At 70.8% G+C, this 23,885-nt stretch carries 19 protein-coding genes; 7 read left to right on the plus strand and 12 right to left on the minus strand.

Going from position 1 to position 23,885, the window contains the following annotated elements:
• The first annotated feature begins 46 nt into the window (after window positions 1-46).
• Window positions 47-1,207 carry a UDP-N-acetylglucosamine--N-acetylmuramyl-(pentapeptide) pyrophosphoryl-undecaprenol N-acetylglucosamine transferase gene (locus CP981_RS26870; RefSeq protein ID WP_085922966.1) on the plus strand — a complete coding sequence of 387 codons (1,161 nt, stop codon included), beginning with the start codon at window positions 47-49 and terminating at the stop codon, window positions 1,205-1,207.
• The gene (locus tag CP981_RS26875; RefSeq protein ID WP_085922967.1) at window positions 1,204-2,208 is read left to right on the plus strand and encodes a GDP-mannose 4,6-dehydratase; all 1,005 of its coding nucleotides are present in this window, start codon (window positions 1,204-1,206) and stop codon (window positions 2,206-2,208) included. Before CP981_RS26870 ends, CP981_RS26875 begins: the two co-directional genes overlap by 4 nt.
• A 51-nt stretch (window positions 2,209-2,259) precedes the next feature.
• On the opposite strand, the gene CP981_RS26880 is transcribed toward CP981_RS26875, so the two are convergent.
• Entirely contained in the window at window positions 2,260-2,904 is a 645-nt protein-coding gene (locus CP981_RS26880; protein ID WP_085923027.1) for a TetR/AcrR family transcriptional regulator, read from the minus strand.
• A 408-nt stretch (window positions 2,905-3,312) separates the two neighbouring features.
• Here CP981_RS26880 and CP981_RS26885 point away from each other — a divergent pair, with 408 nt between their 5' ends.
• From CP981_RS26885 to CP981_RS26905, 4 genes are all read left to right on the plus strand, one after another.
• Window positions 3,313-4,284 carry a tetratricopeptide repeat protein gene (locus tag CP981_RS26885; RefSeq protein WP_085922968.1) on the plus strand — a complete coding sequence of 324 codons (972 nt, stop codon included), beginning with the start codon at window positions 3,313-3,315 and terminating at the stop codon, window positions 4,282-4,284.
• 613 nt (window positions 4,285-4,897) lie between these two features.
• Window positions 4,898-5,515, plus strand: coding sequence for a DUF6230 family protein (locus tag CP981_RS26895; RefSeq protein WP_085922969.1), 618 nt, complete (start codon window positions 4,898-4,900; stop codon window positions 5,513-5,515).
• A gap of 129 nt (window positions 5,516-5,644) precedes the next feature.
• A complete protein-coding gene (locus CP981_RS26900; protein WP_085922970.1) occupies window positions 5,645-6,211 on the plus strand; it encodes a DUF6114 domain-containing protein in 567 nt (188 codons plus the stop codon).
• Window positions 6,212-6,332: 121 nt separating this feature from the next.
• Window positions 6,333-7,481, plus strand: a complete 1,149-nt coding sequence (locus tag CP981_RS26905) for a hypothetical protein (RefSeq protein ID WP_425282166.1) — start codon at window positions 6,333-6,335, stop codon at window positions 7,479-7,481.
• A gap of 105 nt (window positions 7,482-7,586) precedes the next feature.
• Here CP981_RS26905 and pyk read toward each other — a convergent pair whose 3' ends face one another.
• From pyk to pta, 3 genes are all read right to left on the minus strand, one after another.
• On the minus strand, window positions 7,587-9,014 hold the full coding sequence (pyk, locus tag CP981_RS26910; RefSeq protein WP_085922972.1) for a pyruvate kinase: 1,428 nt from the start codon (window positions 9,012-9,014) through the stop codon (window positions 7,587-7,589).
• Window positions 9,015-9,075: 61 nt separating this feature from the next.
• Window positions 9,076-10,311, minus strand: a complete 1,236-nt coding sequence (locus tag CP981_RS26915; RefSeq protein ID WP_085922973.1) for an acetate kinase — start codon at window positions 10,309-10,311, stop codon at window positions 9,076-9,078.
• A gap of 43 nt (window positions 10,312-10,354) precedes the next feature.
• Window positions 10,355-12,451, minus strand: a complete 2,097-nt coding sequence (pta, locus tag CP981_RS26920) for a phosphate acetyltransferase (RefSeq protein WP_085922974.1) — start codon at window positions 12,449-12,451, stop codon at window positions 10,355-10,357.
• Window positions 12,452-12,682: 231 nt separating this feature from the next.
• On the opposite strand from pta, the gene CP981_RS26925 reads away from it, so the two are divergent.
• Window positions 12,683-13,708, plus strand: a complete 1,026-nt coding sequence (locus CP981_RS26925; protein WP_085922975.1) for an ATP-dependent 6-phosphofructokinase — start codon at window positions 12,683-12,685, stop codon at window positions 13,706-13,708.
• A 79-nt stretch (window positions 13,709-13,787) separates the two neighbouring features.
• Here CP981_RS26925 and CP981_RS26930 read toward each other — a convergent pair whose 3' ends face one another.
• From CP981_RS26930 to CP981_RS26965, 8 genes are all read right to left on the minus strand, one after another.
• Window positions 13,788-16,343 (minus strand): ABC transporter permease, encoded by a 2,556-nt coding sequence (locus tag CP981_RS26930; RefSeq protein WP_085922976.1) that lies wholly within the window; start codon window positions 16,341-16,343, stop codon window positions 13,788-13,790.
• A gap of 62 nt (window positions 16,344-16,405) precedes the next feature.
• Window positions 16,406-17,200, minus strand: coding sequence for an ABC transporter ATP-binding protein (locus CP981_RS26935; protein ID WP_085922977.1), 795 nt, complete (start codon window positions 17,198-17,200; stop codon window positions 16,406-16,408).
• 190 nt (window positions 17,201-17,390) lie between these two features.
• Complete coding sequence (locus CP981_RS26940; RefSeq protein WP_085923028.1) at window positions 17,391-18,101, minus strand: helix-turn-helix domain-containing protein; 711 nt, start codon at window positions 18,099-18,101, stop codon at window positions 17,391-17,393.
• Window positions 18,102-18,222: 121 nt separating this feature from the next.
• Window positions 18,223-19,050 (minus strand): carbohydrate ABC transporter permease, encoded by an 828-nt coding sequence (locus CP981_RS26945; protein ID WP_244329797.1) that lies wholly within the window; start codon window positions 19,048-19,050, stop codon window positions 18,223-18,225.
• A gap of 2 nt (window positions 19,051-19,052) precedes the next feature.
• Window positions 19,053-19,976, minus strand: coding sequence for a carbohydrate ABC transporter permease (locus tag CP981_RS26950; protein WP_425282167.1), 924 nt, complete (start codon window positions 19,974-19,976; stop codon window positions 19,053-19,055).
• On the minus strand, window positions 19,973-21,337 hold the full coding sequence (locus CP981_RS26955; protein WP_085922978.1) for an extracellular solute-binding protein: 1,365 nt from the start codon (window positions 21,335-21,337) through the stop codon (window positions 19,973-19,975). Before CP981_RS26955 ends, CP981_RS26950 begins: the two co-directional genes overlap by 4 nt.
• A 63-nt stretch (window positions 21,338-21,400) precedes the next feature.
• Window positions 21,401-22,081 (minus strand): response regulator, encoded by a 681-nt coding sequence (locus CP981_RS26960; RefSeq protein WP_085922979.1) that lies wholly within the window; start codon window positions 22,079-22,081, stop codon window positions 21,401-21,403.
• A gap of 49 nt (window positions 22,082-22,130) precedes the next feature.
• Window positions 22,131-23,792, minus strand: a complete 1,662-nt coding sequence (locus tag CP981_RS26965; protein ID WP_085922980.1) for a sensor histidine kinase — start codon at window positions 23,790-23,792, stop codon at window positions 22,131-22,133.
• Window positions 23,793-23,885 lie beyond the last annotated feature (93 nt).

The raw sequence follows: 23,885 nt of genomic DNA on the forward strand, positions 1-23,885 counted from the left end.
CACCTCTCTTAGAAGCTTCTTAGGGCACGTCGCGAGCGTGGCGGCCATGCGCACACCACTCTCTGTCGTGATCGGTGCGGGCGGCACCGGCGGCCATATCTATCCCGGACTCGCGCTCGCCGACGCACTCCGCCGGGCCGTGCCCGAGGCGGTGATCTCCTTCGTCGGGACCGAACGCGGACTGGAGACGCGGCTGATCCCGCAGGCCGGATACCGGCTGCACACCGTTGACATGATCCCCTTCGATCCCGCACTCGGCGCCCGACGCTATCTGCTGCCGGCCGCGCTGCTGCGCTCGGGCGGCCAGTGCCGGAGCATCCTCAAGGAACAGAACGCCCAGGTCGCGGTCGGTATGGGCGGCTATCCGAGCGCGCCGGTGATCGTCGGGGCGCGGCTGGCCGGGCTGCCGAGCGTGATCCATGAGTCCAACGCGGTGCCCGGCCGGGCCAACAAGTTCGCGGCCCGGCTCACCCCGCATCTCGCCCTCGCCTTCGACCGCAGCCGGGAGCATCTGGCCGGCGGCGAGCGGGCCGAGACGGTGGGGATGCCGCTGGTCGGCCCGCTGGCCGACCTGGACCGCGAGCGGCTGCGGCCCGCCGCCCGCCGGGAGTTCGGCATCCCGGACGACGCGCGGCTGCTGCTGGTCAACGGCGGCAGCCTGGGCGCGGCCCGGCTCACCGAGGCGGCGGTGGGGCTGGCCGGCCGCTACCGGACGCGGACGGATCTCCGGCTGCTGATCAAGACCGGGCCCGCGGCCCTGGAGGAGACCCGGGCGCAACTGGCGGCCAACGGCGGGGCGGCGGTCGCCGCGGCCGTGCCGTACCTCGACCGGATGGATCTGGCCTATGCGGCCGCCGATCTCGTGGTGTGCCGGGCCGGTTCGGCGACCGTGGCGGAGCTGGCCACGATCGGGATGCCGGCCGTCCTCGTCCCGTATCCGTACGCACCGGGCGACCACCAGACCCATAACGCGCGGGTGCTCTCCGACGCCGGGGCGGGGCTTCTGCTGCCCGACGCGGAGACCTCCGCCGAGCGGCTGGACGCACTGGTCACCCCGCTGCTCGACGATCCCGGCCGGCTCGCCGCGATGGGCGCGGCCGCCGACCCCGGTACCCATGCCCGCGCCGCCGAACTGCTGGCCGCCAAGGTGCTGGCGCTGGCCGGACACCCGTACACCGCACACCCCACGATGAAGGAGTCAGCATGAGCAGCAACACGCAGCAGTGGACGGGCCGCAGGGTCCTGGTCACCGGGGCCGAGGGGTTCATCGGCTCGACCCTGGTCGACCTGCTGGTGGAGGCCGGCGCCGAGGTGCGCGCGTTCGTCCATTACAAGCCGTACGCCGAAAAGGGAAATCTGGCGCGCTATCTCGTGCCGGGCGGCCCGGTCGAGATGATCTCCGGTGATGTCCGGGACGCGGGCCGGGTGATGGACGCGGTCGAGGGCTGCGACACGGTCTTCCATCTGGCCGCGCTGATCGGCATCCCGTACAGCTATGACTCGCCGGGTGCCTATGTGCAGACGAATGTGGTGGGTACGGAGAACGTGGCGGAGGCCTGCCGTCGCCATGCGGTGCGCCGGCTGGTGCACACCTCCACCAGCGAGGTCTACGGGACGGCGCTGACCGCGCCGATCAGCGAGGACCACCCGCTCCAGCCGCAGTCGCCGTACTCCGCCTCGAAGATCGGCGCGGACATGATGGCGCTGTCGCACCGGCACGCCTTCGAGCTGCCGGTGACCGTGGTGCGGCCGTTCAACACCTACGGGCCGCGGCAGTCGGCGCGCGCCGTCATCCCCACGATCCTGGCCCAGCTCCACGCCGGCGCCCGGCAGATCAAGCTCGGCTCGCTCACCCCGACCCGCGACTTCACCTATGTCACGGACACCGCGGCCGGGTTCATGGCGCTGGCCGACTGCGACCGGGCGCTGGGCGAGGTCGTCAATCTCGGCACCGGCCGGGAGATCGCCATCGGCGCGCTCGCCGAGGCGCTGATAGCGGCGTCCGGCCGGGAGGCCGAGGTGGTGGTGGACGCCGAGCGGCTGCGGCCGGCCGGCAGCGAGGTCGAGCGGCTGCTGTCGGACAACTCCCGGGCGCGCGAGTGGGCTTCGTGGCGGCCGGAGGTGTCGCTGGAGCAGGGCCTGAAGTGGACGTCGGAGTGGGTGGCGGAGCACCTGCACCTCTTCGCGGCGGACCGCTACCAGGTCTGACCGGAAACCGGGGCCGGGTGTCCGCCGCAGCACCGCGGCGGGCGCCCGGCCTCAGTCCTGTGTGCCCAGCCCGGCCAGACCGGTGAGGAAGAGGGCCGTGAAGTCCCGCCCCCACGCGGCGTCCACCGGCTCGCCGCTGACCAGGGTGCGGTGCACGATCGCCCCGGCGATCACATCGAAGATCAGGTCCATGTTGCGGGTGGCCGCCCGTTCGCCCTCCTCGCCCGCGGTGTCCGGGGCCAGCTCGCCACGGGTCTGGGCGCGCGAGCGGCCGAGCAGGACCAGCCGCTTCTGGCGGTCGACGATCGCCGAGCGGATCCGCTCGCGCAGCGCTTCGTCGGTGGTGGACTCGGCGACCACGGCCATCAGCGCGGTCTTGGTCTCCGGCCGGGCCAGCAGCGCGCCGAACTGGAGCACCACGCCCTCGATGTCGGAGCGCAGCGAGCCCCGGTCGGGGAGTTCGAGCTCGTCGAAAAGGACCGCCACGGCGTCCACGACGAGCTCGTTCTTGTTGGCCCAGCGGCGGTAGAGCGTCGTCTTGGCCACGCCGGCGCGGGCCGCCACATCGCTCATGGTGAGCCGTCCCCAGCCCAGGTCCACGAGCGCGGCCCGGGTCGCGCAGAGGATCGCCTGGTCGGTCTCGGCGCTGCGGGGGCGGCCCGTGCGGCCCTTCCGGGGGCTGGCGGAGTCGTGCATGCGGGCGACCATACCGGCCGGTCCGGGGCCGGACCGCGGCTCCCGTGAGGGAGATCACTCGGCGCGGGGCCGGATGTGGTGGTTGCGCAGGGGTGGCGAGGAGTTACGCTACGGGTCGTAGCGTAAGAGCGATAGCCACTGGCCGTGGGTGGGGACCCATGGCCGCGCACGACGGTCCTCCTCGGGACCGCAGAACGGTCCTCCTCGGGACCGGACGGGCAGTGCTCCCGGACGTACACCGGCATTCCGGCGGGGTGTGCGCACGGGCCGCGGTGCCCGGCGAAACGGCCCGGCCCCACCGCCGGAGCCGCCCTCCGCACCACCGACCGCAGTACCGACCAGATCGCCGACCGCACCGCTTTCCGGATCGCTTTTCGGAACGGGCCGCCCAGGGGGGAGGATGGACCCATGCAGCCACGCAATATGTCCATGAGTGGAGTCGTCGACCTCGCAGCGGTGAAGGCGGCCGGGGAAGCGAAGCAGAAGGCGGAGCAGGCACGCGCCGAGGCCGCCCGTACGGGCCGGGCGCCCACGAGCGGTGCCCGTCTGGTGTTTGACGTCGACGAGGCAGGGTTCCAGCAGGACGTCCTGCAACGCTCCACCGAGGTTCCGGTCGTCATCGACTTCTGGGCCGAGTGGTGCGAGCCGTGCAAGCAGCTCGGTCCGCTGCTGGAGCGCCTCGCGGGGGAGTACGCCGGCAAGTTCGTGCTGGCCAAGATCGACGTCGATGCCAACCAGATGCTGTTCCAGCAGTTCGGGGTGCAGGGCATCCCGGCGGTCTTCGCGGTGGTGGCGGGCCAGCCGATCCCGCTGTTCCAGGGCGCGGCCCCCGAGTCGCAGATCCGTGAGGTGCTCGACCAGCTGGTGCAGGCCGCCGAGCAGCAGTTCGGCATCGTGGGCGCGCCGGTCGACCCGCAGGCCGCGGGTGAGCAGCCGGAGGCCGAGGCCCCGGTGCCGGCCGGTCCCTATGACGCCCTGCTGGAGGCCGCGAACCAGGCGCTGGACTCCGGCGACCTGGGCGGTGCCATCCAGGCTTACAAGAACGTGCTCTCCGACGACCCGGCCAACCCGGAGGCCAAGCTCGGTCTGGCGCAGGCCGAACTTCTGCACCGGGTGCAGGACCTGGACCCCCAGGCGGTGCGCAAGGAGGCCGCGGAGAACCCGGCCGATGTGCCGGCGCAGATCCGTGCCGCGGACCTCGACCTGGTCGGCGGGCATGTCGAGGACGCCTTCGGGCGGCTGATCGACGCGGTGAAGCGGACCGCGGGCGCCGACCGGGAGGCCGCGCGGGTGCGGTTGCTGGAGCTCTTCGAGGTCATCGGCGCGGACGATCCGCGGGTGACGGCGGCCCGTACGGCGCTGGCGCGGGTGCTGTTCTGACCCGCTGTCTGCGGAGTCGCCCTCTTCTGACCAGTACGGCCTCCGCGAGTTGACCGAACAAACGGAGCAGCGGCCACGTTTTACCAAAACTTGGTAAACGTGGCCGCTGTTACTTCAAGTAAGTCTGAGCGACCCGCTTGCGGCAGTGTGTCCGCAATTGCCTCATGTCCTCTTGCTGTTAGCAGCGACAGCGTGTGTCCAGTTGATCTCGCCCCGTGCAGGCGTGTTTATCGTGCCGTTACCCGCAAGTAACGAGCCCCTTGTGCGGCGGCCGTGAATGGACCACGATCGGCCACGCTCGGTCCATTCCCGCAGCCCGGCATCCGGCCGGTGCCGCGGGGCACTTGGGTCCCCACCGAGTGGTCGGCGGCAGGTGGCGCCGGCCGTGGACAGGGGGGTCTCTGCCCCACCCGGCAGGGCCTGTCCAGGAGGTTGCGCGAGAGCGTGGCCAGTGGTTGTCGCTCGGGGGTGATCGCCGGTATTCGGAACACGATGTGCCTCCGAGGACAGGCGCTCTTCTTCCCGAGGACGTAGCACTTCTCCCATCCCAGGTACCGCTGTCCCAACTCGGGCGGCCGGTACCGGAGATGTACGTCCGAGAAGGAGGAAAGTCATGGAGTCCCTGGCTCGTGGCGGGACCAGATGGAAGCGGTTCGCCGTCGTCATGGTGCCGAGCGTCGCGGCTACGGCCGCGATCGGTGTAGCCCTTTCGCAGGGTGCGCTCGCGGCGTCGTTCAGCGTGTCCGGCCAGCAGTTCAAGGTCGCTACCGACCGGCTGGACGGCACCGGATTTGTTCAGTACGGAGCCATTGACGCCCAGAAGGGCGGCAAGCAGGTCCCGGTGGCGGTCTCGGGGTTCTCGAACGCCAAGATCAAGAACCTGTGCCAGTCGGTGGTCGTTCCGGTCCCGGTCTTCGGCGATGTGTCGATGAAGCTGTCGGCCGGTGGCGGTGACACGCCTGTCGAGGCGAAGAACCTCTACATCGACCTGGATCAGCTGTCCGCGGACGCGACCTTCAACAACATCGACATCGGTGTTGCTGCGGGCTCGACGACCAAGGGCCCCGGCATGCACAAGGGCGACAAGGCCGACCCGGGCTCGTTCGCCCAGCAGGCCGACTCGGCCACGCTGACCCACGTCAGGCAGCAGGCATGGGCCACGACGGCCGGCACGTTCAAGCTCAGCGGCCTCAAGATGAGCGTCGCCAAGGGCAAGAGCGAGTGCTACTGACGCACTGAGCGTGCGGGCGCGGGGCGAGCTGTGCGGCAGACGCCGTTCCCCGTGCCCGTACGCGGGTAGCGCTCAGTAGGACACTCAGCACAGAACCACCGATTTGCCAGTCCCGAGGAGCTGTACGACATGAGCGCCGAAACGCGACCACGGCTGATCGAGTCCATCGGCCGGAAGCGGATTTCGTTCCGGGAGTGGCGCGGACACCGCCCGTTCTGGGGCGGCATGCTGACTCTGCTGGCCGGCATCCCGATCATGTACATCCCTTACGCGAATCTCACGATCGGTTCCCTGACCGTCCGCATGGCGACCACCGCCGGCGCCGGCTCGCTGATCATCGGCGTACTGCTGGTCGTGCTCGGTCTGACCATGTGGTTCCAGCCCGCCTCGCGTGTCTTCGCAGGTGTGGCGGCGATTCTGCTGTCCCTGGTCTCCCTGGTCGTCTCGAACTTCGGCGCCTTCCTGATCGGCTTCCTTCTGGGGCTGATCGGCGGTGCGCTCGGTGTCTCCTGGGCTCCGGGCAAGGCCACTCAGGGCGGGGACGACTCCCAGGAGCCGGGCCGCACCACGGTCGCCGGACCGGTGGTCGCCACGCATCCGGCGCCGGCCGGCGGTCCCGGGTTGGGCAAGGGACTGGACGACCTGTCAGGAACGAGCCCGACCAACGGAGAGAACGGGAGGCACCGTGCCGGGTGACGAGCTGCCGCAGGAGAGCGCAGCTACCGGGGCGAGAACGGGGCCGAGGCACGCGGCGCCGAGGAAGCCGCTGCTGACTCGGCTCCATGTGCCCGCGGGCAAGGCGATAGCCATTGCCGCCATGCCGTCCGCCGTGCTCATGGGGATGGGGCTGACGCCCCAGATGGCGATAGCCAAGCCCGCTCCCCCCAAGAGCCCCTTCAAGGACGGCCCGTGCGTCACTGCTCCGGACAAGGTGGAGCAGAAGGACGGCACGTCCAAGGACGGCGCGAAGGTCACCAAGGACGACACCAAGCCGTCCGCGGAGCCCTCCGCCTCGCCCTCCCCCTCGGCCGGCAAGGACACGGACAAGACGCCCGCGCCCGAACCGTCCGGCTCCGCGAAGACCGACAAGCCCTCGGGCTCCGCGACCCCGTCGCCGTCGGCCTCCGAGGAGGAGAAGAAGGACGACGGCGGTCTGCTGGGCGGCATCGGTGATGCGCTCGGCGGTCTCCTCGGCGGGGACGACAAGGACGAGGAGCCGGCCGCCTCGCCGAGCCCCTCCGCGTCCGACAAGGCCTCCCCGAGCCCCTCGCCGTCCGCGTCGAAGGACGCCGGATCGGCCGCGGACAAGGTCACCAAGCCGGTCACGGACACCGTCGACGGCCTCAAGGACGGCGCCGACAAGGCCGGTGACACCGTCAAGAACGGGTCGAAGACGGTCAACGACACCGTCCACGGCGCCGTGGGTGCGGCGGACAACGCCCTGCCCGGCGGCGGTGTCGACGGCAAGGACGCCGACGGCAAGAAGGCGTTCCCCTGCGTCGTCGAGAACAAGCAGAAGGGCGAGGACGAGCAGACGCCCGTCACCCTGCCCGACGACCCCTGGCGCCTGGAGTCCAGCGCGCTCACCCTGCGCGGTCTGAACTACGAGGGCGTCGTCAATGTCACCACCCAGAACGGCCACACCAAGCAGGCCCTGAAGTTCACCGCGGACAGCGTCGACATCGGTGATCTGCACCAGATCGTCGACGACAAGGCGTCCGGGAAGAAGTACCACGTCCAGGGCGCGGACGGCTCCACGTCCACGATCCGCGGCGGCAAGGTGACGATGTACACCGAGCGGCTCCAGGGCAATCTCTTCGGTCTGATCCCGATCGTCTTCGACCCCGAGCACCCGCCGCCGCTCAATGTCCCGTTCGCCTACTTCACCAAGGTGAAGATCGAGCAGGCGGGCCAGTTCGGCGGCAATCTCCACATCCCCGGTCTGCATCAGTCGATCACGGACTGAGCACCCCCGTAGCGAGCCGGGCACCACGACCCGTTCGGGAGCCGCAGAAAAGGCGGTGGGCCACCCCCACAGGGGCGGCCCACCGCCTTTTCGTGCGCCGGTGCGTCAGGCCTGCTCGCCGCCGAGGTGGTGCACCCGGACCATGTTGGTGGTGCCGGGGACGCCGGGGGGCGAACCGGCGGTGATCAGCATGGTGTCGCCCTTGCTGTAGCGCTTGAGCTTGAGCAGCTCGGCGTCCACCAGGTCGACCATGGCGTCGGTGTTGTCGACGTGCGGCACGACGAAGGCATCGACGCCCCAGCTCAGCGTGAGCTGGTTGCGGGTGGACGCCTCGGTGGTGAAGGCCAGGATCGGCTGGGCCGCGCGGTAGCGGGAGAGCCGGCGGGCGGTGTCACCGGACTTGGTGAAGGCGATCAGCGCCTTGCCGTCCAGGAAGTCCGCCATCTCGCAGGCCGCGCGGGCCACCGAACCACCCTGCGTACGCGGCTTCTTGCCGGGCACCAGCGGCTGGAGGCCCTTGGAGAGCAGCTCCTCCTCGGCCGCCTCGACGATCTTCGACATCGTCTTGACGGTCTCGATCGGGTACTGGCCCACCGAGGACTCGGCGGAGAGCATGACCGCGTCGGCGCCGTCGAGGATGGCGTTGGCGACGTCGGACGCCTCGGCGCGGGTCGGGCGGGAGTTGGTGATCATCGACTCCATCATCTGGGTCGCGACGATCACCGGCTTGGCGTTCCTGCGGCACAGCTCCACCAGGCGCTTCTGCACCATCGGGACCTTCTCCAGCGGGTACTCCACCGCCAGGTCACCACGGGCGACCATGACGGCGTCGAAGGCCATCACGACCTCCTGCATGTTGGCGACCGCCTGCGGCTTCTCCACCTTGGCGATGACCGGGACCCGGCGGCCCACCTCGTCCATGACGCGGTGCACGTCCTGGACGTCCTTGGCGTCCCGCACGAAGGACAGCGCGACCATGTCGCAGCCCATCCGCAGGGCGAACTTGAGGTCCTCGATGTCCTTCCCGGACAGCGCGGGGACGTTCACCGCGGCGCCGGGCAGGTTGATGCCCTTGTGGTCGGAGATGACCCCGCCCTCGATGACGATGGTCCGCACCCGCGGGCCGTCGACCTCGACGACCTGGAGCGCGACATTGCCGTCGTTGATCAGGATCGGGTCGCCCTTGGAGACGTCGCCGGGCAGGCCCTTGTACGTCGTCCCGCAGATGGTCTTGTCACCGGGGACGTCCTCGGTGGTGATGACGAACTCGTCGCCCCGCACCAGCTCCACGGGGCCGTCGGCGAAGGTTTCCAGGCGGATCTTGGGACCCTGGAGGTCGGCGAGCACGCCCACGGCGCGGCCGGTCTCCTCGGAGGCCTTGCGAAGGCGGTGGTACCGCTCCTCGTGCTCCGGCTGGGTCCCATGGCTCATATTGAAACGGGCCACATTCATGCCTGCCTCGATCAGCGTCTTCAGCTGGTCGTAGGAGTCGACGGCGGGGCCCAGGGTGCAGACGATTTTGGAACGGCGCATGGGCAGAATCCTATCGGTTTGTTTAGCGGCGGAATATTTCGGTAGGTGGAAACACCGAGTCCTAGGCGCTGACCAGGGCATATGTCTGCTGGGCGATCTCCAGTTCCTCGTCGGTCGGGACGACGGCGGCCGCGACCCGGGCGTACTCGGGGGAGATCAGCCGGGGCTCGCCGGACCGTACGGCGTTGAGATCGGCGTCCACGGCCAGGCCCATCTCCTCCAGGCCGGCGAGCGCGGCAGCACGCACCGGGGCGGCGTTCTCCCCGACGCCCGCGGTGAACGCCACCGCGTCGACCCGGCCGAGCACCGCGGTGTAGGCCCCGATGTACTTCTTCAGCCGGTGGATGTAGATGTCGAAGGCCAGCTCGGCGCGCTCGTCACCCTCGTCGATCCGCCGCCGGATCTCCCGCATGTCGTTGTCCCCGCACAGCCCGACCAGCCCGCTCTTCTTGTTGAGCAGCACATCGACGTCGTCCTCCGACATCCCCGCGACCCGCTTGAGGTGGAAGGTCACCGCGGGGTCGATGTCACCGGAGCGGGTGCCCATGACCAGGCCCTCCAGCGGGGTGAGGCCCATCGAGGTGTCCACACAGCGGCCGCCGGCCACCGCCGAGGCGGAGGCGCCGTTGCCCAGGTGCAGCACGATGACATTGACCTCGGAGGGGTCCTTGCCCAGCAGCTCGGCGGTCTTGCGGGAGACATAGGCGTGCGAGGTGCCGTGGAAGCCGTAGCGGCGGATGCGGTGGGCGTCGGCGGTCGCCACGTCGATGGCGTAGCGGGCCGCGTACTCCGGCATCGTGGTGTGGAACGCGGTGTCGAAGACCGCCACCTGCGGCAGGTCCGGGCGCAGCGCCTGCGCGGTCCGGATGCCGGTGATGTTCGCCGGGTTGTGCAGCGGGGCGACCGGCACCAGCCGCTCGATCTCCGCGAGCACCGCATCGTCGATCACGGTCGGGGCGGTGAACTTCAGCCCGCCGTGCACCACCCGGTGCCCGATCGCGGCCAGCTGCGGGGAGTCGAGGCCGAGACCGTCGGCGGACAGCTCCGCGGCGACGGCCTTCAGCGCGGCCTCGTGGTCGGCTATCGGGCCCTCGGTCTCCCGCTTGGCGCCCCCGGTCGCCAGCGGGGTGTGGGCCAGGAGCGAGGTCTCTTCCCCGATCCGCTCGACCAGTCCGACGGCGAGGCGGGTGCCCGCGGCGGGGCCGCCGCCGGAGTCCGGGTTCATGTCGAGCAGCTGGTACTTCACCGACGAGGAGCCGGAGTTGAGGACGAGGACGCGGGTGGCGGTGGCAGTCATGTAGTGCTTTCCGGGGTGGGGTGGGAGACGGACGGGGCCGGGGTCAGCCCGTGTGGGCGGCACCGGGCTGGGCGCCCTGGGCCTGGATGGCGGTGATGGCCACGGTGTTGACGATGTCCTGCACCAGGGCGCCGCGCGAGAGGTCGTTGACCGGCTTGCGCAGCCCCTGGAGGACCGGGCCGACGGCGACCGCACCGGCCGAGCGCTGCACGGCCTTGTAGGTGTTGTTGCCGGTGTTCAGGTCCGGGAAGATCAGCACGGTGGCCTTGCCCGCGACGTCGGACTCCGGGAGCTTGGTCTGCGCGACTGCCGCGTCCACCGCCGCGTCGTACTGGATCGGGCCCTCGACCAGCAGATCGGGCCGCAGCTCGCGGACGATCTCGGTGGCCTTGCGGACCTTGTCGACGTCCGCGCCGGAGCCGGAGGTGCCGGTGGAGTACGACAGCATCGCGATCCGCGGCTCGACGCCGAACTGGGCGGCGGTGGTGGCCGACTGGATGGCGATGTCCGCCAGCTGCTCGGCGTTCGGGTCCGGGTTGACCGCGCAGTCGCCGTAGACCAGTACCCGGTCGGCCAGGCACATGAAGAAGACCGACGAGACGATCTGGGCGTTCGGCCGGGTCTTGATGATCTCGAAGGCGGGGCGGATGGTGGCCGCGGTGGAGTGCACCGCGCCGGAGACCATGCCGTCGGCCAGCCCTTCCTGGACCATCAGCGTGCCGAAGTAGGAGACGTCCGCGACCACGTCGAAGGCCAGCTCGACGCTGACGCCCTTGTGGGCGCGCAGCTGGGCGTAGCGCTCGGCGAACCGCTCGCGCAGCTCGGAGGTCTGCGGGTCGATGATCTGGGCGCCGGCCAGGTCGATGGCCAGGTCGGCGGCGCGCTTGCGGATCGCCTCCTCCTCGCCCAGCAGCGTCAGATCGCAGACATCGCGGCGCAGCAGCACATCGGCGGCGCGCAGCACCCGCTCCTCGCCGCCCTCGGGGAGGACGACCCGGCGGCGGCCGGCGCGGGAGCGCTCGATCAGCTCGTGCTCGAACATCATCGGGGTGACCCGGCCGGAGCGGGCGACGGAGATCCGGTTCGTCAGCTCCACGGTGTCCACATGCCGCTCGAAGAGGCCGAGCGCGGTCTCCGCCTTGCGCGGGGAGGCGGCGTTGAGCTTGCCCTCGATCGCGAACAGCTCGCCCGCGGTCGGGAAGGAGCCGCCCGGTACGGAGACGACCGGGGTGCCCGGCGCGAGCCGGCCGGCCAGCGCCATGATGTCCGGGCCGGGCCGCTCGTCGAGGGTGAGCAGCAGCCCCGCGATCGGCGGGGCACCGGCGCTGTGCGCGGCGAGCGAGCCGATGACCAGGTCGGCCCGGTCCCCGGGGGTCACCACGAGACAGCCGGGGGTGAGCGCCTGGAGGAAGGTCGGCAGCATGGCGCCGCCGAAGACGAAGTCCCGGGCGTCCCGGGCGAGCCCGGAGTCGTCGCCGAGCAGCACCTCGGCGCCCAGGGTGTGCACGATCTGCCCGACGGTCGGCGCGGAGAGCGAGCCGTCCTCCGGGAGCGCGTAGCAGGGCACCGGGAGCCGGGCGGAGAGCCGGTCGACGATGGCCTCGCGGTGCGCGGGGTCCACCCGGTTGACGACCATGGCGACGACGTCGCAGCCCAGCGAGTGGTAGGCCTGATAGGCGTTGCGGGCCTCGGCGCGGACGGACTCGGCCTCCTGGCCCTGGCCGCCGACGACGGCCAGCACCGCGGCGCCGAATTCATTGGCGAGCCGGGCGTTGAGGGCCAGCTCGGCCGGCAGGCTGGTGTCCGCGTAGTCCGAGCCGAGGACCAGGACGTACTCGTAGTCCCTGGCCACGGCGTGAAAGCGGTCGACGAGCCGGGAAACCAGCTCGTCGGTGCCGCGTTCGGCCTGGAGGGTGGCGGCCTCGTCGTAGCTGAGGCCGTATACCGTGTCGGCGGCCTGGGTGAGCCGGTAGCGGGCCCGCAGCAGGTCGAAGAGCCGGTCGGGTCCGTCGTTGTGCATCAGGGGGCGGAAGACTCCGACCCGGTCGACATGGCGGGTGAGGAGCTCCATGACTCCCAGCTCGATGACCTGGCGGCCGTCGCCGCGGTCGATACCGGTCACGTACACGCTGCGCGTCACGCGTGCTCTCCGATCCATTCCGTTGCTCGCAAGGTCAAAATCAGCCGTTATTGTGGGCTTGCCCCTCTTGACAATACCTGCGGCGGTGGATAAGCCGCTCTCCCAGTTTCCCTTGTGGAGCCGGTGCGGGGACAGTAGGGGGGAGGTCTGTGTGCGGGGAGGGCCGGGCCGCCCGTGAAACAATCGGACCGGCTCACACGAACCAACAGCGAGCACAGGAGACACAGCACGATGCGTATCGGAGTCCTCACCGCAGGCGGCGACTGTCCCGGCCTCAATGCTGTGATCCGGTCTGTTGTCCACCGTGCCCTCACCGGGCACGGCGACGAGGTCATAGGTTTCGAGGACGGCTTCAAGGGCCTGCTCGAGGGGCGCTTCCGCAAGCTCGACCTCGACGCGGTCAGCGGCATCCTCGCCCGCGGTGGCACCATCCTCGGCTCGTCCCGGCTGGAGCGCAACCGGCTCCGTGAGGCCTGTGAGAAGTCCAAGGACATGTCCAAGGACTACGGCATCGATGTCCTGATCCCGATCGGCGGCGAGGGCACCCTCACGGCCGCGCGGATGCTGGCGGACGCCGGGATGCCGGTCGTCGGCGTCCCCAAGACCATCGACAACGACATCTCCTCCACCGACCGCACCTTCGGCTTCGACACCGCCGTCGGCGTCGCGACGGAGGCCATCGACCGCCTCAAGACCACCGCGGAGTCGCACCAGCGGGTCATGGTCGTCGAGGTGATGGGACGGCACGCGGGCTGGATCGCGCTGGAGTCCGGCATGGCCGGCGGCGCCCACGGCATCTGTCTGCCCGAGCGCCCCTTCGACGTCGACGACCTGGTCACGATGGTCGAGGAGCGGTTCGCCCGGGGCAAGAAGTTCGCGGTCGTCTGTGTCGCGGAGGGGGCCCACCCCGCCGAGGAGACCATGGACTACAAGAAGGGCGCCATCGACCAGTTCGGTCACGAGCGGTTCTCCGGTATCGGCAACCACCTCGCCGTCGAGCTGGAGAAGCGCCTCGGCAAGGAGGCCCGGCCGGTCATTCTCGGCCATGTGCAGCGCGGCGGTACCCCCACCGCGTACGACCGGGTGCTCGCCACCCGCTTCGGCTGGCACGCCGTCGAGGCCGCCCACCGCGGCGACTTCGGCAAGATGACCGCCCTGCGCGGCACCGACATCACGATGGTGCCGCTGGCCGAGGCCGTCACCGAGCTCAAGACGGTGCCCGCCTGGCGGATGGACGAGGCCGAGTCGGTCTTCTGAGCCCCGCGGTTCACGCACACACGACGGCGGCGCGCCTCCCCTCGGACGAGGGACGGCGCGCCGCCGTTCGTCTGCGCACTCACTGCGCGCCGATGGCCTCCAGCATGTTCAGCCGGGCCGCCCGGCGGGCCGGCCACAGCGCGGCCAGCACCCCCACGACCAGCGCGATCAGCACGAAGAGCGCGAGCCGGCCCCAGGGCAGCAGCAGCTCGTACGTGGGCAGGCCCTCGTTGACCAGGTTGCCGGCGGCCCAGGAGAGGAAGACACCCACGCCGATCCCCAGGCACGCGCCGAACAGCGCGATGACCACCGACTCCAGCCGGACCATCTGCTTGATGCCGCCGCGGGCCAGCCCGATCGCCCGCAGCATCCCGAGCTCCCGGGTCCGCTCGAAGACCGACATGGCCAGGGTGTTGACGACGCCCACCACCGCGATGAGGACGGCCATGCCCAGCAGCCCGTAGGAGATGTAGATCACGGTCTCGATGTCGCCGGCGTTCTCCTTGCGCAGGTCGGCGTGGTCCTGGACCTTCAGCAGCGGGCTGTCGCCGAGCGCGTGCCGGATCGGCTTCTCCAGCGCGTCACCCGTCCGGCCGCCCTCGGTCTTGATCAGCAGCTCGTCGACCTTCGGCGAGGTCAGGTGCGACTCCATCAGCGAGGCGGCGCCGATCGTGTTGCCGATCACCTCGTTGTCCTCGTACACCCCCACGATCTTCAGCTTCGCCTTCTTGCCCTCGATGAAGGTGCCGTCCAGGGTGTCCCCGGTGTGCAAGCCGTTCTCCTTGGCCGACGTCCGGGAGACCGCGATGTCGTTGGCCCCGGCGTGCGCCAGCGAACCGCTGATGAAGTCGAGCCGGGCGACCTCGCCGACCGTGGCGAGGTCGGTGCCGTTGACGCCCAGGAGGGTGTCGGAGGCCTGGAAGGCCTCACGGCTCATGGGAACTGCCGCCTCGACGCCCGGGACGGCCGCCACCTTCCGCGTCAGCGCGGGGTCCAGACCGATGTACGTCGAGGTCCCGACCTTGAAGTCGGCCTTCAGCCCGCGGGTCGTCATCTCGTCCATGGCCCGCTGCGCCGAGTTCCCGACGACCGTCATACCGGTGATCAGGGTGAGGCCGATCATCAGCGCCGAGGCGGTCGCCGCGGTACGGCGGGGGTTGCGCAGCGCGTTCTCCTTGGCCAGCTTGCCGCCGATGCCGAAGAGCCGGGTGGTGACGAGGCCCGCCAGCGAGACCAGGGGCCGCGACAGCAGCGGCGCCAGGATGATGACACCGGTCAGCGTCACCATCCCGCCCGCCATCGCGACCGGCAGGCCGTCGGCGTCCTTCAGGGTGCGGACGTAGAACATGATCGCGACACCGGCGCCGGTGATGACCGCGCCCAGGGCGTTGCGGATCACCAGGCTGCGCATCGCCGGCGGCGCCTCGACGGTGTTGAGCGCCTCCACCGGGGCGATCTTCGCCGCCTTACGGGAAGGCAGCCAGGCGGCCAGGACGGTCACCACGACGCCGATGCCCAGCGCGGAGAGCACCGCGGTCGGGCTGATGATGACCGGTCCGTTCGGGAAGCCCGCGCCGTTCGCGTTGAGCACCGCCCGCAGGCCCACCGCGAGACCGGCGCCCAGCGCGAAGCCGATGGCCGACGAGACCAGGCCCAGCAGCGCCGCCTCGGCGAGGACCGAGCGGACCACCTGCCGGCGGGACGCGCCGATCGCGCGCAGCAGGGCGATTTCCCGGCTGCGCTGGGAGATCAGCATGGTGAAGGTGTTGGCGATGATGAAGACGCCGACGAACAGGGCGATACCGGCGAAGACCAGCAGGGTCTGGCTCAGGGCCTCGTTCTTGCCGGCGATCATCCGGGACTGCTCGGCGGCCAGCTCGGTGCCGCTGGTCGCCTCGGCGCGCTTCTTGGGCAGCACCTCGCGGACCTTGGCGGTCAGCGCCTGCTGATCGGCGCCGGGCGCGGCGGCCACCACCAGCTCGTCGTACTGACCGGGGTGCAGATACATCTTCTGCGCGGTGGCGGTGTCGAAGAGCGCCAGGCTGCCGCCCGCGGTCACCTGCGGGTCGTCGGTGGTGACGATGCCGACCAGCTTCTTCGTCAGCGCCGGGCCGTCGGTGGCGAACCGCACGGTGTCGCCCACCTTGTGGCCGGCCGCCTTCGCGGTCGCCTCGTCCAGCGCGATCTCGCCGGCGGAGGTCGGTCCGCGGCCCGTCATCAGCGGGTAGCGGGCGTCGTGGCCGTCCTTGTCCGGCTGGAAGTTGGCGGCGATGTTCTGCCAGCCGTTGCCGATCGGTATGCCGTCCGGCCCGGCGAGGGTGGCCGTGCCGGTGACATTGCGGCGGACGGACTGCACACCGGGCAGTGCGCGGACGGTGTCCGCCAGCTTGTCGTCGAGGGCGGTGGTGCGCTTGCCGCCCCTGCCGGTGACGGGGGCGTTCTCGTCGTCGAGGGCCTTGACGGAGACGGCCACCCCCGACAGGTTCTTGGCGGAGGCCTTCTTGACGGCCTCGCCGACGGTGTCGCTGAAGATGAGGGTGCCGGCGACGAAGGCGACGCCGAGCAGGACCGCGAGCGCGGTCATCATCAATCGGGCTTTGTGCGCAAGGACGTTGCGCAGGGCGGTTCGCAGCATGGTGGTGGTGTCAGTCCTGGTCCGGTGCGGGAGAGGGAGGGTGAGGTGCCGGGCGTCCGGCGTCAGCTCGTACGGCCCTTGGCGTCGAAGAGCCGCATCCGGTCCAGGACCGTGTCCGCGGTCGGCTCGTGGAGCTCCTCGACGATCCGGCCGTCCGCGAGGAAGACCACCCGGTCCGCGTAGCCGGCGGCGACCGGGTCATGGGTGACCATCACCACCGTCTGGTTCATGGCCTGTACCGACTCCCGCAGGAAGCCCAGCACTTCGGCGCCGGAGCGGGAGTCGAGGTTGCCGGTCGGCTCGTCGGCGAAGATGATCTCCGGCTGGGCGGCCAGCGCCCGGGCGACCGCGACCCGCTGCTGCTGGCCGCCGGAGAGCTGGGCCGGCCGGTGCGCCAGACGTCCGGACAGGCCGACGGTCTCGACCACGCGGCTGACCCACTCCCGGTCCGGCTTACGGCCCGCGATGTCCATGGGCAGCGTGATGTTCTCCAGCGCGGTCAGCGTCGGCAGCAGGTTGAACGCCTGGAAGATGAAGCCGATCTTGTCCCGGCGCAGCCGTGTCAGCTGCTTGTCGTTCAGCGACGCCAGCTCCACATCGCCGATCCGGGCCGAGCCCGACGAGATCGCGTCCAGACCGGCCATGCAGTGCATCAGCGTCGACTTGCCGGAGCCGGAGGGGCCCATGATCGCGGTGAATTGGCCCTTGCCGAACTCGACCGAGACGGAGTCCAGCGCGACCACGCGGGTATCCCCCTGGCCGTAGACCTTGCTCAGGTCCGTGGCGCGGGCGGCGACGGCGGCGCGGGTGGAGGTGGGGGAACCGGTAAAGCCCGGAAAAGCAGCCGCGTGGGACACGGGGACTCCTGGAGAAGAACGGAAGATTTCGACGTTCCTATTCTTCGAGTGCAGGTCAGCGCAGTCCTCACCCGGAGGGACCGAAAACCGGACCGGTCGAAAGTGCCATCACGGGTTCCGGCGTCATTCTCTGGATGGACGCCCGTCCACCCAGCGGCCGACGGGAAGCGTCAGGGTCGCCCGGCCGCGCTCAGGATTCCCGGCCGCCCGCCCGGGCCCAGAATTCCGCCACGATGTCAGCGAGAAAGGCGCGCCCCGCCCGGCCGGATTCCTCGGCGCTGCCCCCGTCGCCCCAGTGGAGCGTAGCGGCCATGGTCGTCTGATATTCGGCGTGCAGGGCCTGTAGTACGTCCTGGAGCTGCGGTTTCGGCAGCGGTACGAGCTTGCCGACCGGCCGGACATAGGCCTGCCAGCGGGTGGTGGCGGCGCTGGTCAGCAGCTCGGCCAGCTTCCCGTCCCGGCCGGTGAAGCGGAGCAGTGCGGGCAGCGGCAGCCGCAGCACCTCGGCGAGCGCCGCGGCCTGCCGGTCGTTGCCGTGCCAGGTCCCGCCGGCCTCCAGCCGCTCGTAAGCGCCCGCCTCCATGCCGATACGCAGCGCGAGGTCCGCCGGGGCGAGGCCGAGCGCCAGCCGGTATTCGCGCAGGGTGCCCGGTGCGCCGAGCAGCTCGCCCGGTGCGCACCACAGGGCACCGGCCAGCGCGGTCAGTTCGGCCTCCGTGGGGGAGCTCTCCGCCCGTTCCCAGGACGCCACCGTTTCGGGAGTGATCCGTAGGCCGAAGGCGGCCGCTATGCCGTAGGCGACATGGGCGGGCGTCATGCCGAGGGCCTCACGGAGGCGGCGGGCGGCCGCGGCGTCGAAAGGGGGACGGCGGGGCTCCCCGGCGGGCGTGTTCACCGGCACACGGTAAGTGACGGAGTCCGGCGGCACCTATCGTGCGGATACCCAAGCCGGAAAGTCGTAGGAAGCTCCTAACCGGCCGGTTTCCCGTTCCGGCCTCGGCGCTTTCCGGTGGACAGGCTTTTCAGCCCTTCACGGCACCGCCGAGTGCGAAGCCGCCGCCGAGCCGTCCGGAGATAAGGATGTACAGCACGACGACCGGTGTCGAGTACAGGATCGAGAAGGCCGCCAGTTCGCCGAAGGCAATGGCGCCGTAATTGCCGAAGAACGTGAAAATGCTGACCGAGGCGGGCAGTTGCTCGGGGGAGAGCAGCAGCATGAAGGGGACGAAGAAATTCCCCCACATCATGATGAAGGTGTAGATCGCGACGACGGCGACGCCGGGGCCCATCAGCGGCAGGATCACCCGCAGCAGGGTCTGCGGCCAGGAGGCGCCGTCCGTCCACGCCGCCTCCTCCAGGACCTTCGGCACCCCGTCCATGAAGTTCTTCATCAGCCAGATGGCGAACGGGAGTTGGGCGGCGGCCAGGAACAGCGCGGTGCCGTACCGGGTGTCGATCAGATCGACCTGCACGAAGAGCCCGTAGACCGGGACCATCACCGCGGTGACCGGCAGACAGGTGGAGAACAGGACGGTGAGCAGGTACGGACGGGTCAGCCGGGAGCGGAAGCGGGAGAGCGGATAGGCGGCGAGCGCCGCGCAGACCACCGTCAGCAGGGTCGCGCCGCCGCAGATCAGCAGGCTGTTGAGCATCGGGGTGAAGGTGATCTCGTCGGTCAGCACCGCCGAGAAGTTGTGCAGCGTCGGGGACGTGGGCAGCCGCACCCGCAGTGTCGCCTCCGTGTCCAGCGACGCCAGCACCAGCCAGACCAGCGGCACCGCGAACGCCACCGCGACGACCAGCAGCCCGGCGTCGGCGGCCAGCCGGTGCCGGTGGCGGGGGAGCCGCACGGTCAGACCTCCTCGCGCAGCAGGCGCAGATAAACGACCGAGAACAGCGCCCCCACCAGCAGCAACAGCAGGGCCACCGCGGTGCCGTAGCCGATCAGGGACTTCAGGAACGCCTGGTCGTACATGAACACCGGCAGCGTCTGGCTGCGGTTGCCCGGGCCGCCCCGGGTCATCACCCAGATCAGCCCGAAGACGGAGAGCGTCTGAAGGGTGTTGAGCATCAGATTGGTGCCGATGGAGCGGCGGATCATCGGGAGCGTGATGTGCCACAGCCGCCGCAGCCCGCCCGCCCCGTCGACCTCGGCGGACTCGGTGACCTCCTGGGGGATCCCGGCCAGCGCCGCGGAGTAGATCAGCATCGAGAAGGCCGTACCGCGCCAGACGTTGGCGAACGACACGGCCACGATGGGCAGTGTGAACAGCCAGTTCTGGGCGGGCAGATGGAGCTGGTCGAGCAGGGCGTTGAGGGTGCCGCGGCGCTCGAAGAAGGTGTAGAGCAAGAAGCCCGCCACGATCTCCGGCAGCACCCAGGCGGTGATCACCATCGCGCCGGTCAGCGCCCGTACCGGCCGTGACGCGCGGCGCATCAGCCCGGCCAGTGCCAGCCCCAGGGTGTTCTGCCCGACGAGCGAGGAGAGCACGGTGAACACCAGGGTGAGCACCACGGCGTTGCGGAAGGCCGGATCGCCGAAGGCGTGGCGGAAGTTGGCCAGCCCGACGAAGGACGCCGACTCCTGGCCGGTCAGCTGGGTGTCGGTGAAGGCGATGAGGACGCAGTAGCCGATCGGGCCGACGAGGAAGAGCAGCAGCAGGACGGTGGCCGGGACGAGCGGGGACCAGCGCAGCAGCAGGGTCCGCGGGCCGCCGGCGTGCCGGGCCCCGGGCCGCCGGGCGCGGGCCGCGGCCCGGGCGACGGCGCTGGTCACGGCTTGGCGACCGTGCGGCCGCCGACCAGGGACTTCAGCGTCGTGTCATAGTCAGCGGCCGCCTTGTCCGGCGAGGCGTCATCGGCGGTGACCGCCTCCATCGCCTCGCCGATCGCCGCGGCCACCCGGGGGTACTCGGGCAGCGCGGGCCGGTACCGGCTGACCCCGACCAGACCGGTGAAGAAGCCGATGCCGGGCACCGACGTCCGGTAGCGGGGGTCGGCCGCCACGTCCTTGCGCACCGCGATCTGGGCGCCGCGTACGCACCATTCCAGGGCGTTCGGCTTCGACTGGAAGGTCTCGATCAACTTCCAGGCCAGATCGGGCTGCTGGGCCTTCCGCGGCACCGACCACGTCCAGCCGCCGGCCAGGCTGACCTTGCCGGGCGGGGCGCCGTGCTGAGTGGGGAACGGGGCCTGCCCGAGCGTGGCCGACCACTCGGGCCAGGGGTTGCCGCCGCCCGTCTTCTGCCACTGCTGGCCCAGCCAGGAGCCGTCGAGGTCGATCGCGAGCTTCTCCTCGGGCAGCAGCTCGGCGGCCACATTGGTCTGGATGTTGGGGCTGAGCGCATCGGAGACATCGGGCCCGAGCCGCTCCTTGTAGACCGTGTCGAGGAACGTCAGGCTGTCCCGGAAGCCCCGGGTGCCGGTGACCCATTTCTTCGCACCCGGGTCGTAGAGCTGGTGCTCGCCGGTGCCGTAGAGCAGCATCTCGAAGCCCTGCATCACGGCGGCCTCGCCGGCGCCCTTGCCGGTGAAGACGTTCAGCGGGATGACGCCGGGGACCTTGCGCTGGACCGTGCGGGCCGCGTCCAGCACCTCGTCCCAGGTCCGGGGCCGCCAGTCGGCGGGCAGTCCGGCCTTCTTGAAGATCTTCTTGTTGAACCACAGTCCGCGGGTGTCCGTACCGTCCGGGACGCCGTACGTCCGGCCGTCCTGCCCCTTGGCCGCCGCCTTCGCGGCCGGCTGGAACTGCCGCCAGTCGTCCCAGGTGCGCAGATAGAGATCCAGCGGCCGCAACAGCCCCGCGGTGATATCGGAGTTGACCAGGAAGGTGTCCTCGTAGACCACATCCGGCGCGGTCCGCGGGGAGCGCATCATCTGCTGGATCTTGGTGTAGTAGTCGTTCTCGGACGCCTGGATCGGGATGAGCCGGACCTTCTTGCCGGGGTGTTCCTTCTCGAACTGCCGCGCCACCAGCCGGACATAGTCGTCCCGGACGGTGACCTTGCCGTTGGTGTCCTTGATGAAGGCGACCTTGACGGTGCCGGTGTCGCTCCCGGACCCGCTGCCGCAGGCGGTGAGCGTGCCGGCGGCCACGACGGTGGCGGCGAGAAGCATCAGCGGGGCGGTGGGGCGCACGGCACGACCTCCAACTAACCACGGTGTCCTGCCCGCTGAAAGTAAGTCACCGGTCACAGTGGGTCAATGGCCCGACCAGCGATAGCGCAATTCCGGACGGCCCACCTGGCCGTACTGCGGGGCGCGGGCGGCCCGGCCGCTCTCCACGAGATATTCGAGATAACGGCGGGCGGTGATCCGGGAGATGCCCACGTCGGCGGCGGCCTCGGTCGCCGTCAGCCCGCTTCCGGCGGCCCGCAGCACCGTGGTCACCGCCTGGAGGGTGGCGGCGGTCAGCCCCTTGGGCAGCGCGGCCGGACGCGGTGCCCGCAGCGCGGCGATCGCCCGGTCCACCTCGTCCTGCCCGCTGGCCTCGCCGGTGGCGGCCCGGAACTCCGCATAGCGGGTGAGCCGGTCGCGCAGGGTGGCGAAGGTGAACGGCTTGAGGACGTACTGCACCACGCCCAGCGAGACGCCCTCGCGCACCATCGTCAGATCCCGGGCGGAGGTGACCGCGATGATGTCGGCGGTGTGCCCGGCCGCGCGCAGCGTACGCACCAGCTGGAGCCCGTGGCCGTCGGGCAGGTAGAGGTCGAGCAGCAGCAGATCGACGGTGTGCTGATCGAGGTGGCGGCGGGCGTCGGCGCCGGAGTGCACGGTGCCGGAGACGGTGAAGCCGGGCACCCGCGCCACGTACAGGGCGTGGGCATCGGCCGCGACCGGATCGTCCTCGACGACGAGGACCCGGATGTCGGAGGGGGTCACCGCAGCCATCCTCTCGCCGCCGGGCGGTCCGCGCAGGGCGGCCGGCAGCTCATCTCGCGGCCCCCGCCCGCAGCGGCAGCCGTACGGTGAACCGCGCGCCGCCCCCCGCCGCCCGGTCCAGCGCGACGGTGCCGCCGTTGCGGCGGACCGCCTGCTGGACCAGGGCCAGGCCCAGCCCGCGGCCCCGGGCGGGCGTCGCCGTGCCCGGCTTGGTGCTCCAGCCCCGGCGGAAGATCTCCTCGGCGGCCTCCGCGGCCACCCCCGGCCCGGTGTCCGCCACCCGCAGCAGCAGCTCGCCCCCGGCCGCCCGTGCGGTGACCCGCACCCGGGGCGGTTCGGTGGCGCCGTGCTCCTGGGTGGGCGCGGCGGCGTCGATGGCGTTGTCCAGCAGATTGCCCAGCACGGTGACCAGATCGCGGGCCGGCAGACCGGGCGGCAGCAGCCCGTCGTCGATCCGGCTGTCGGGCGTCAGCGTCAGTTCCACACCGCGCTCGTTGGCCTGCGCCGCCTTGCCGAGCAGCAGCGCCGCCAGCACCGGCTCGGCGACCGCGCCGACCACCTGGTCGGTCAGCGCCTGTGCCAGTTCCAGTTCCGCGGTGGCGAACTCCACGGCCTCCTCGGCCCGCCCCAGTTCGATCAGCGAGACCACGGTGTGCAGCCGGTTGGCGGCCTCGTGGGCCTGCGAACGCAGCGCCTCGGTGAAGCCGCGCACCGAGTCCAACTCCCCGGAGAGTGCCTGGAGTTCGGTGTGATCACGCAGGGTCACGACACTGCCCCGCCGCTCACCGCCGGAGACCGGCGAGGAGTTGACGACCAGGACCCGCTCACCGGTCAGCTGAAGCTCGTCGACCCGCGGGCCGGGCTCCAGCAGCGCCTCGGTCAGCGGCTCCGGCAGTCCCAGCTCGGTGACGCGGCGGCCCACCGCGTCGTCGGACAGCCCCAGCAGCTCCCGCCCGCCGTCGTTGATCAGGGCGACCCTGCGCTGCCCGTCGATCATCAGCAGCCCCTCGCGTACGGCGTGCAGCGCGGCCTGGTGGTAGTCGTGCATCCGGCTGAGTTCCCCGGCGTTCATCCCGTGGGTGTGCCGCCGCAGCCGGGCGTTGATCACATACGTCCCCAGGCCGCCGAGCGCCAGCGCCGCGGCGGCCACGCCCACCAGCGCCAGCACCTGGTCACGCAGCTGCTCACTGATCGTCTCGATGGTGATCCCGGAGCTGACCAGCGCCGTGATCCGGCCGCCGCGCCCGGGGTCGTGCACCGGCGCGACGACCCGTACGGACGGCCCGAGCACCCCCAGATGCGTCTCCGGGAAGATCTCGCCGCGCAGCGCCGGGCCGATGTGCCCGAAGTACTTCTTGCCGATCGCGGACGGCTCGGGGTGCGTCCAGCGGATGCCCTTCGGCGACATGATCACCACGAAGTCGACCCCGGCGTCGTGCCGCAGCCGTTCGCTGTACGGCTGGAGCGCGGCCGTCGGGTCCTTGGTGCGGGCCGCCGCCACCACCGCCGGGGAGTCGGCCACGGCGGTGGCCGCCGCGGTCGCCTGCCGCCGCGCGGTCTCCTCCGCCTGCCGGCCGGCGCTGACGTACGCGAAGAGCGCGCAGCCCATGACGACCACCGCCACCAGCACCACCTGCATGGCGAACAGCTGCCCGGCCAGGCTGCGGGGGCCGCGCAGCCGGCGGGACGGGCGGGGTCGGGGGAGTCGCATGCAGAACAGTCTGCACGGTGACCGGGAAACCGTCTGCACGGTCACTTTTACGTGAACGAAATGTACGCAAGGGTGACGGGCGCCACAGTGGCG

Source organism: Streptomyces platensis (assembly GCF_008704855.1).
GTDB lineage: Bacteria > Actinomycetota > Actinomycetes > Streptomycetales > Streptomycetaceae > Streptomyces > Streptomyces platensis.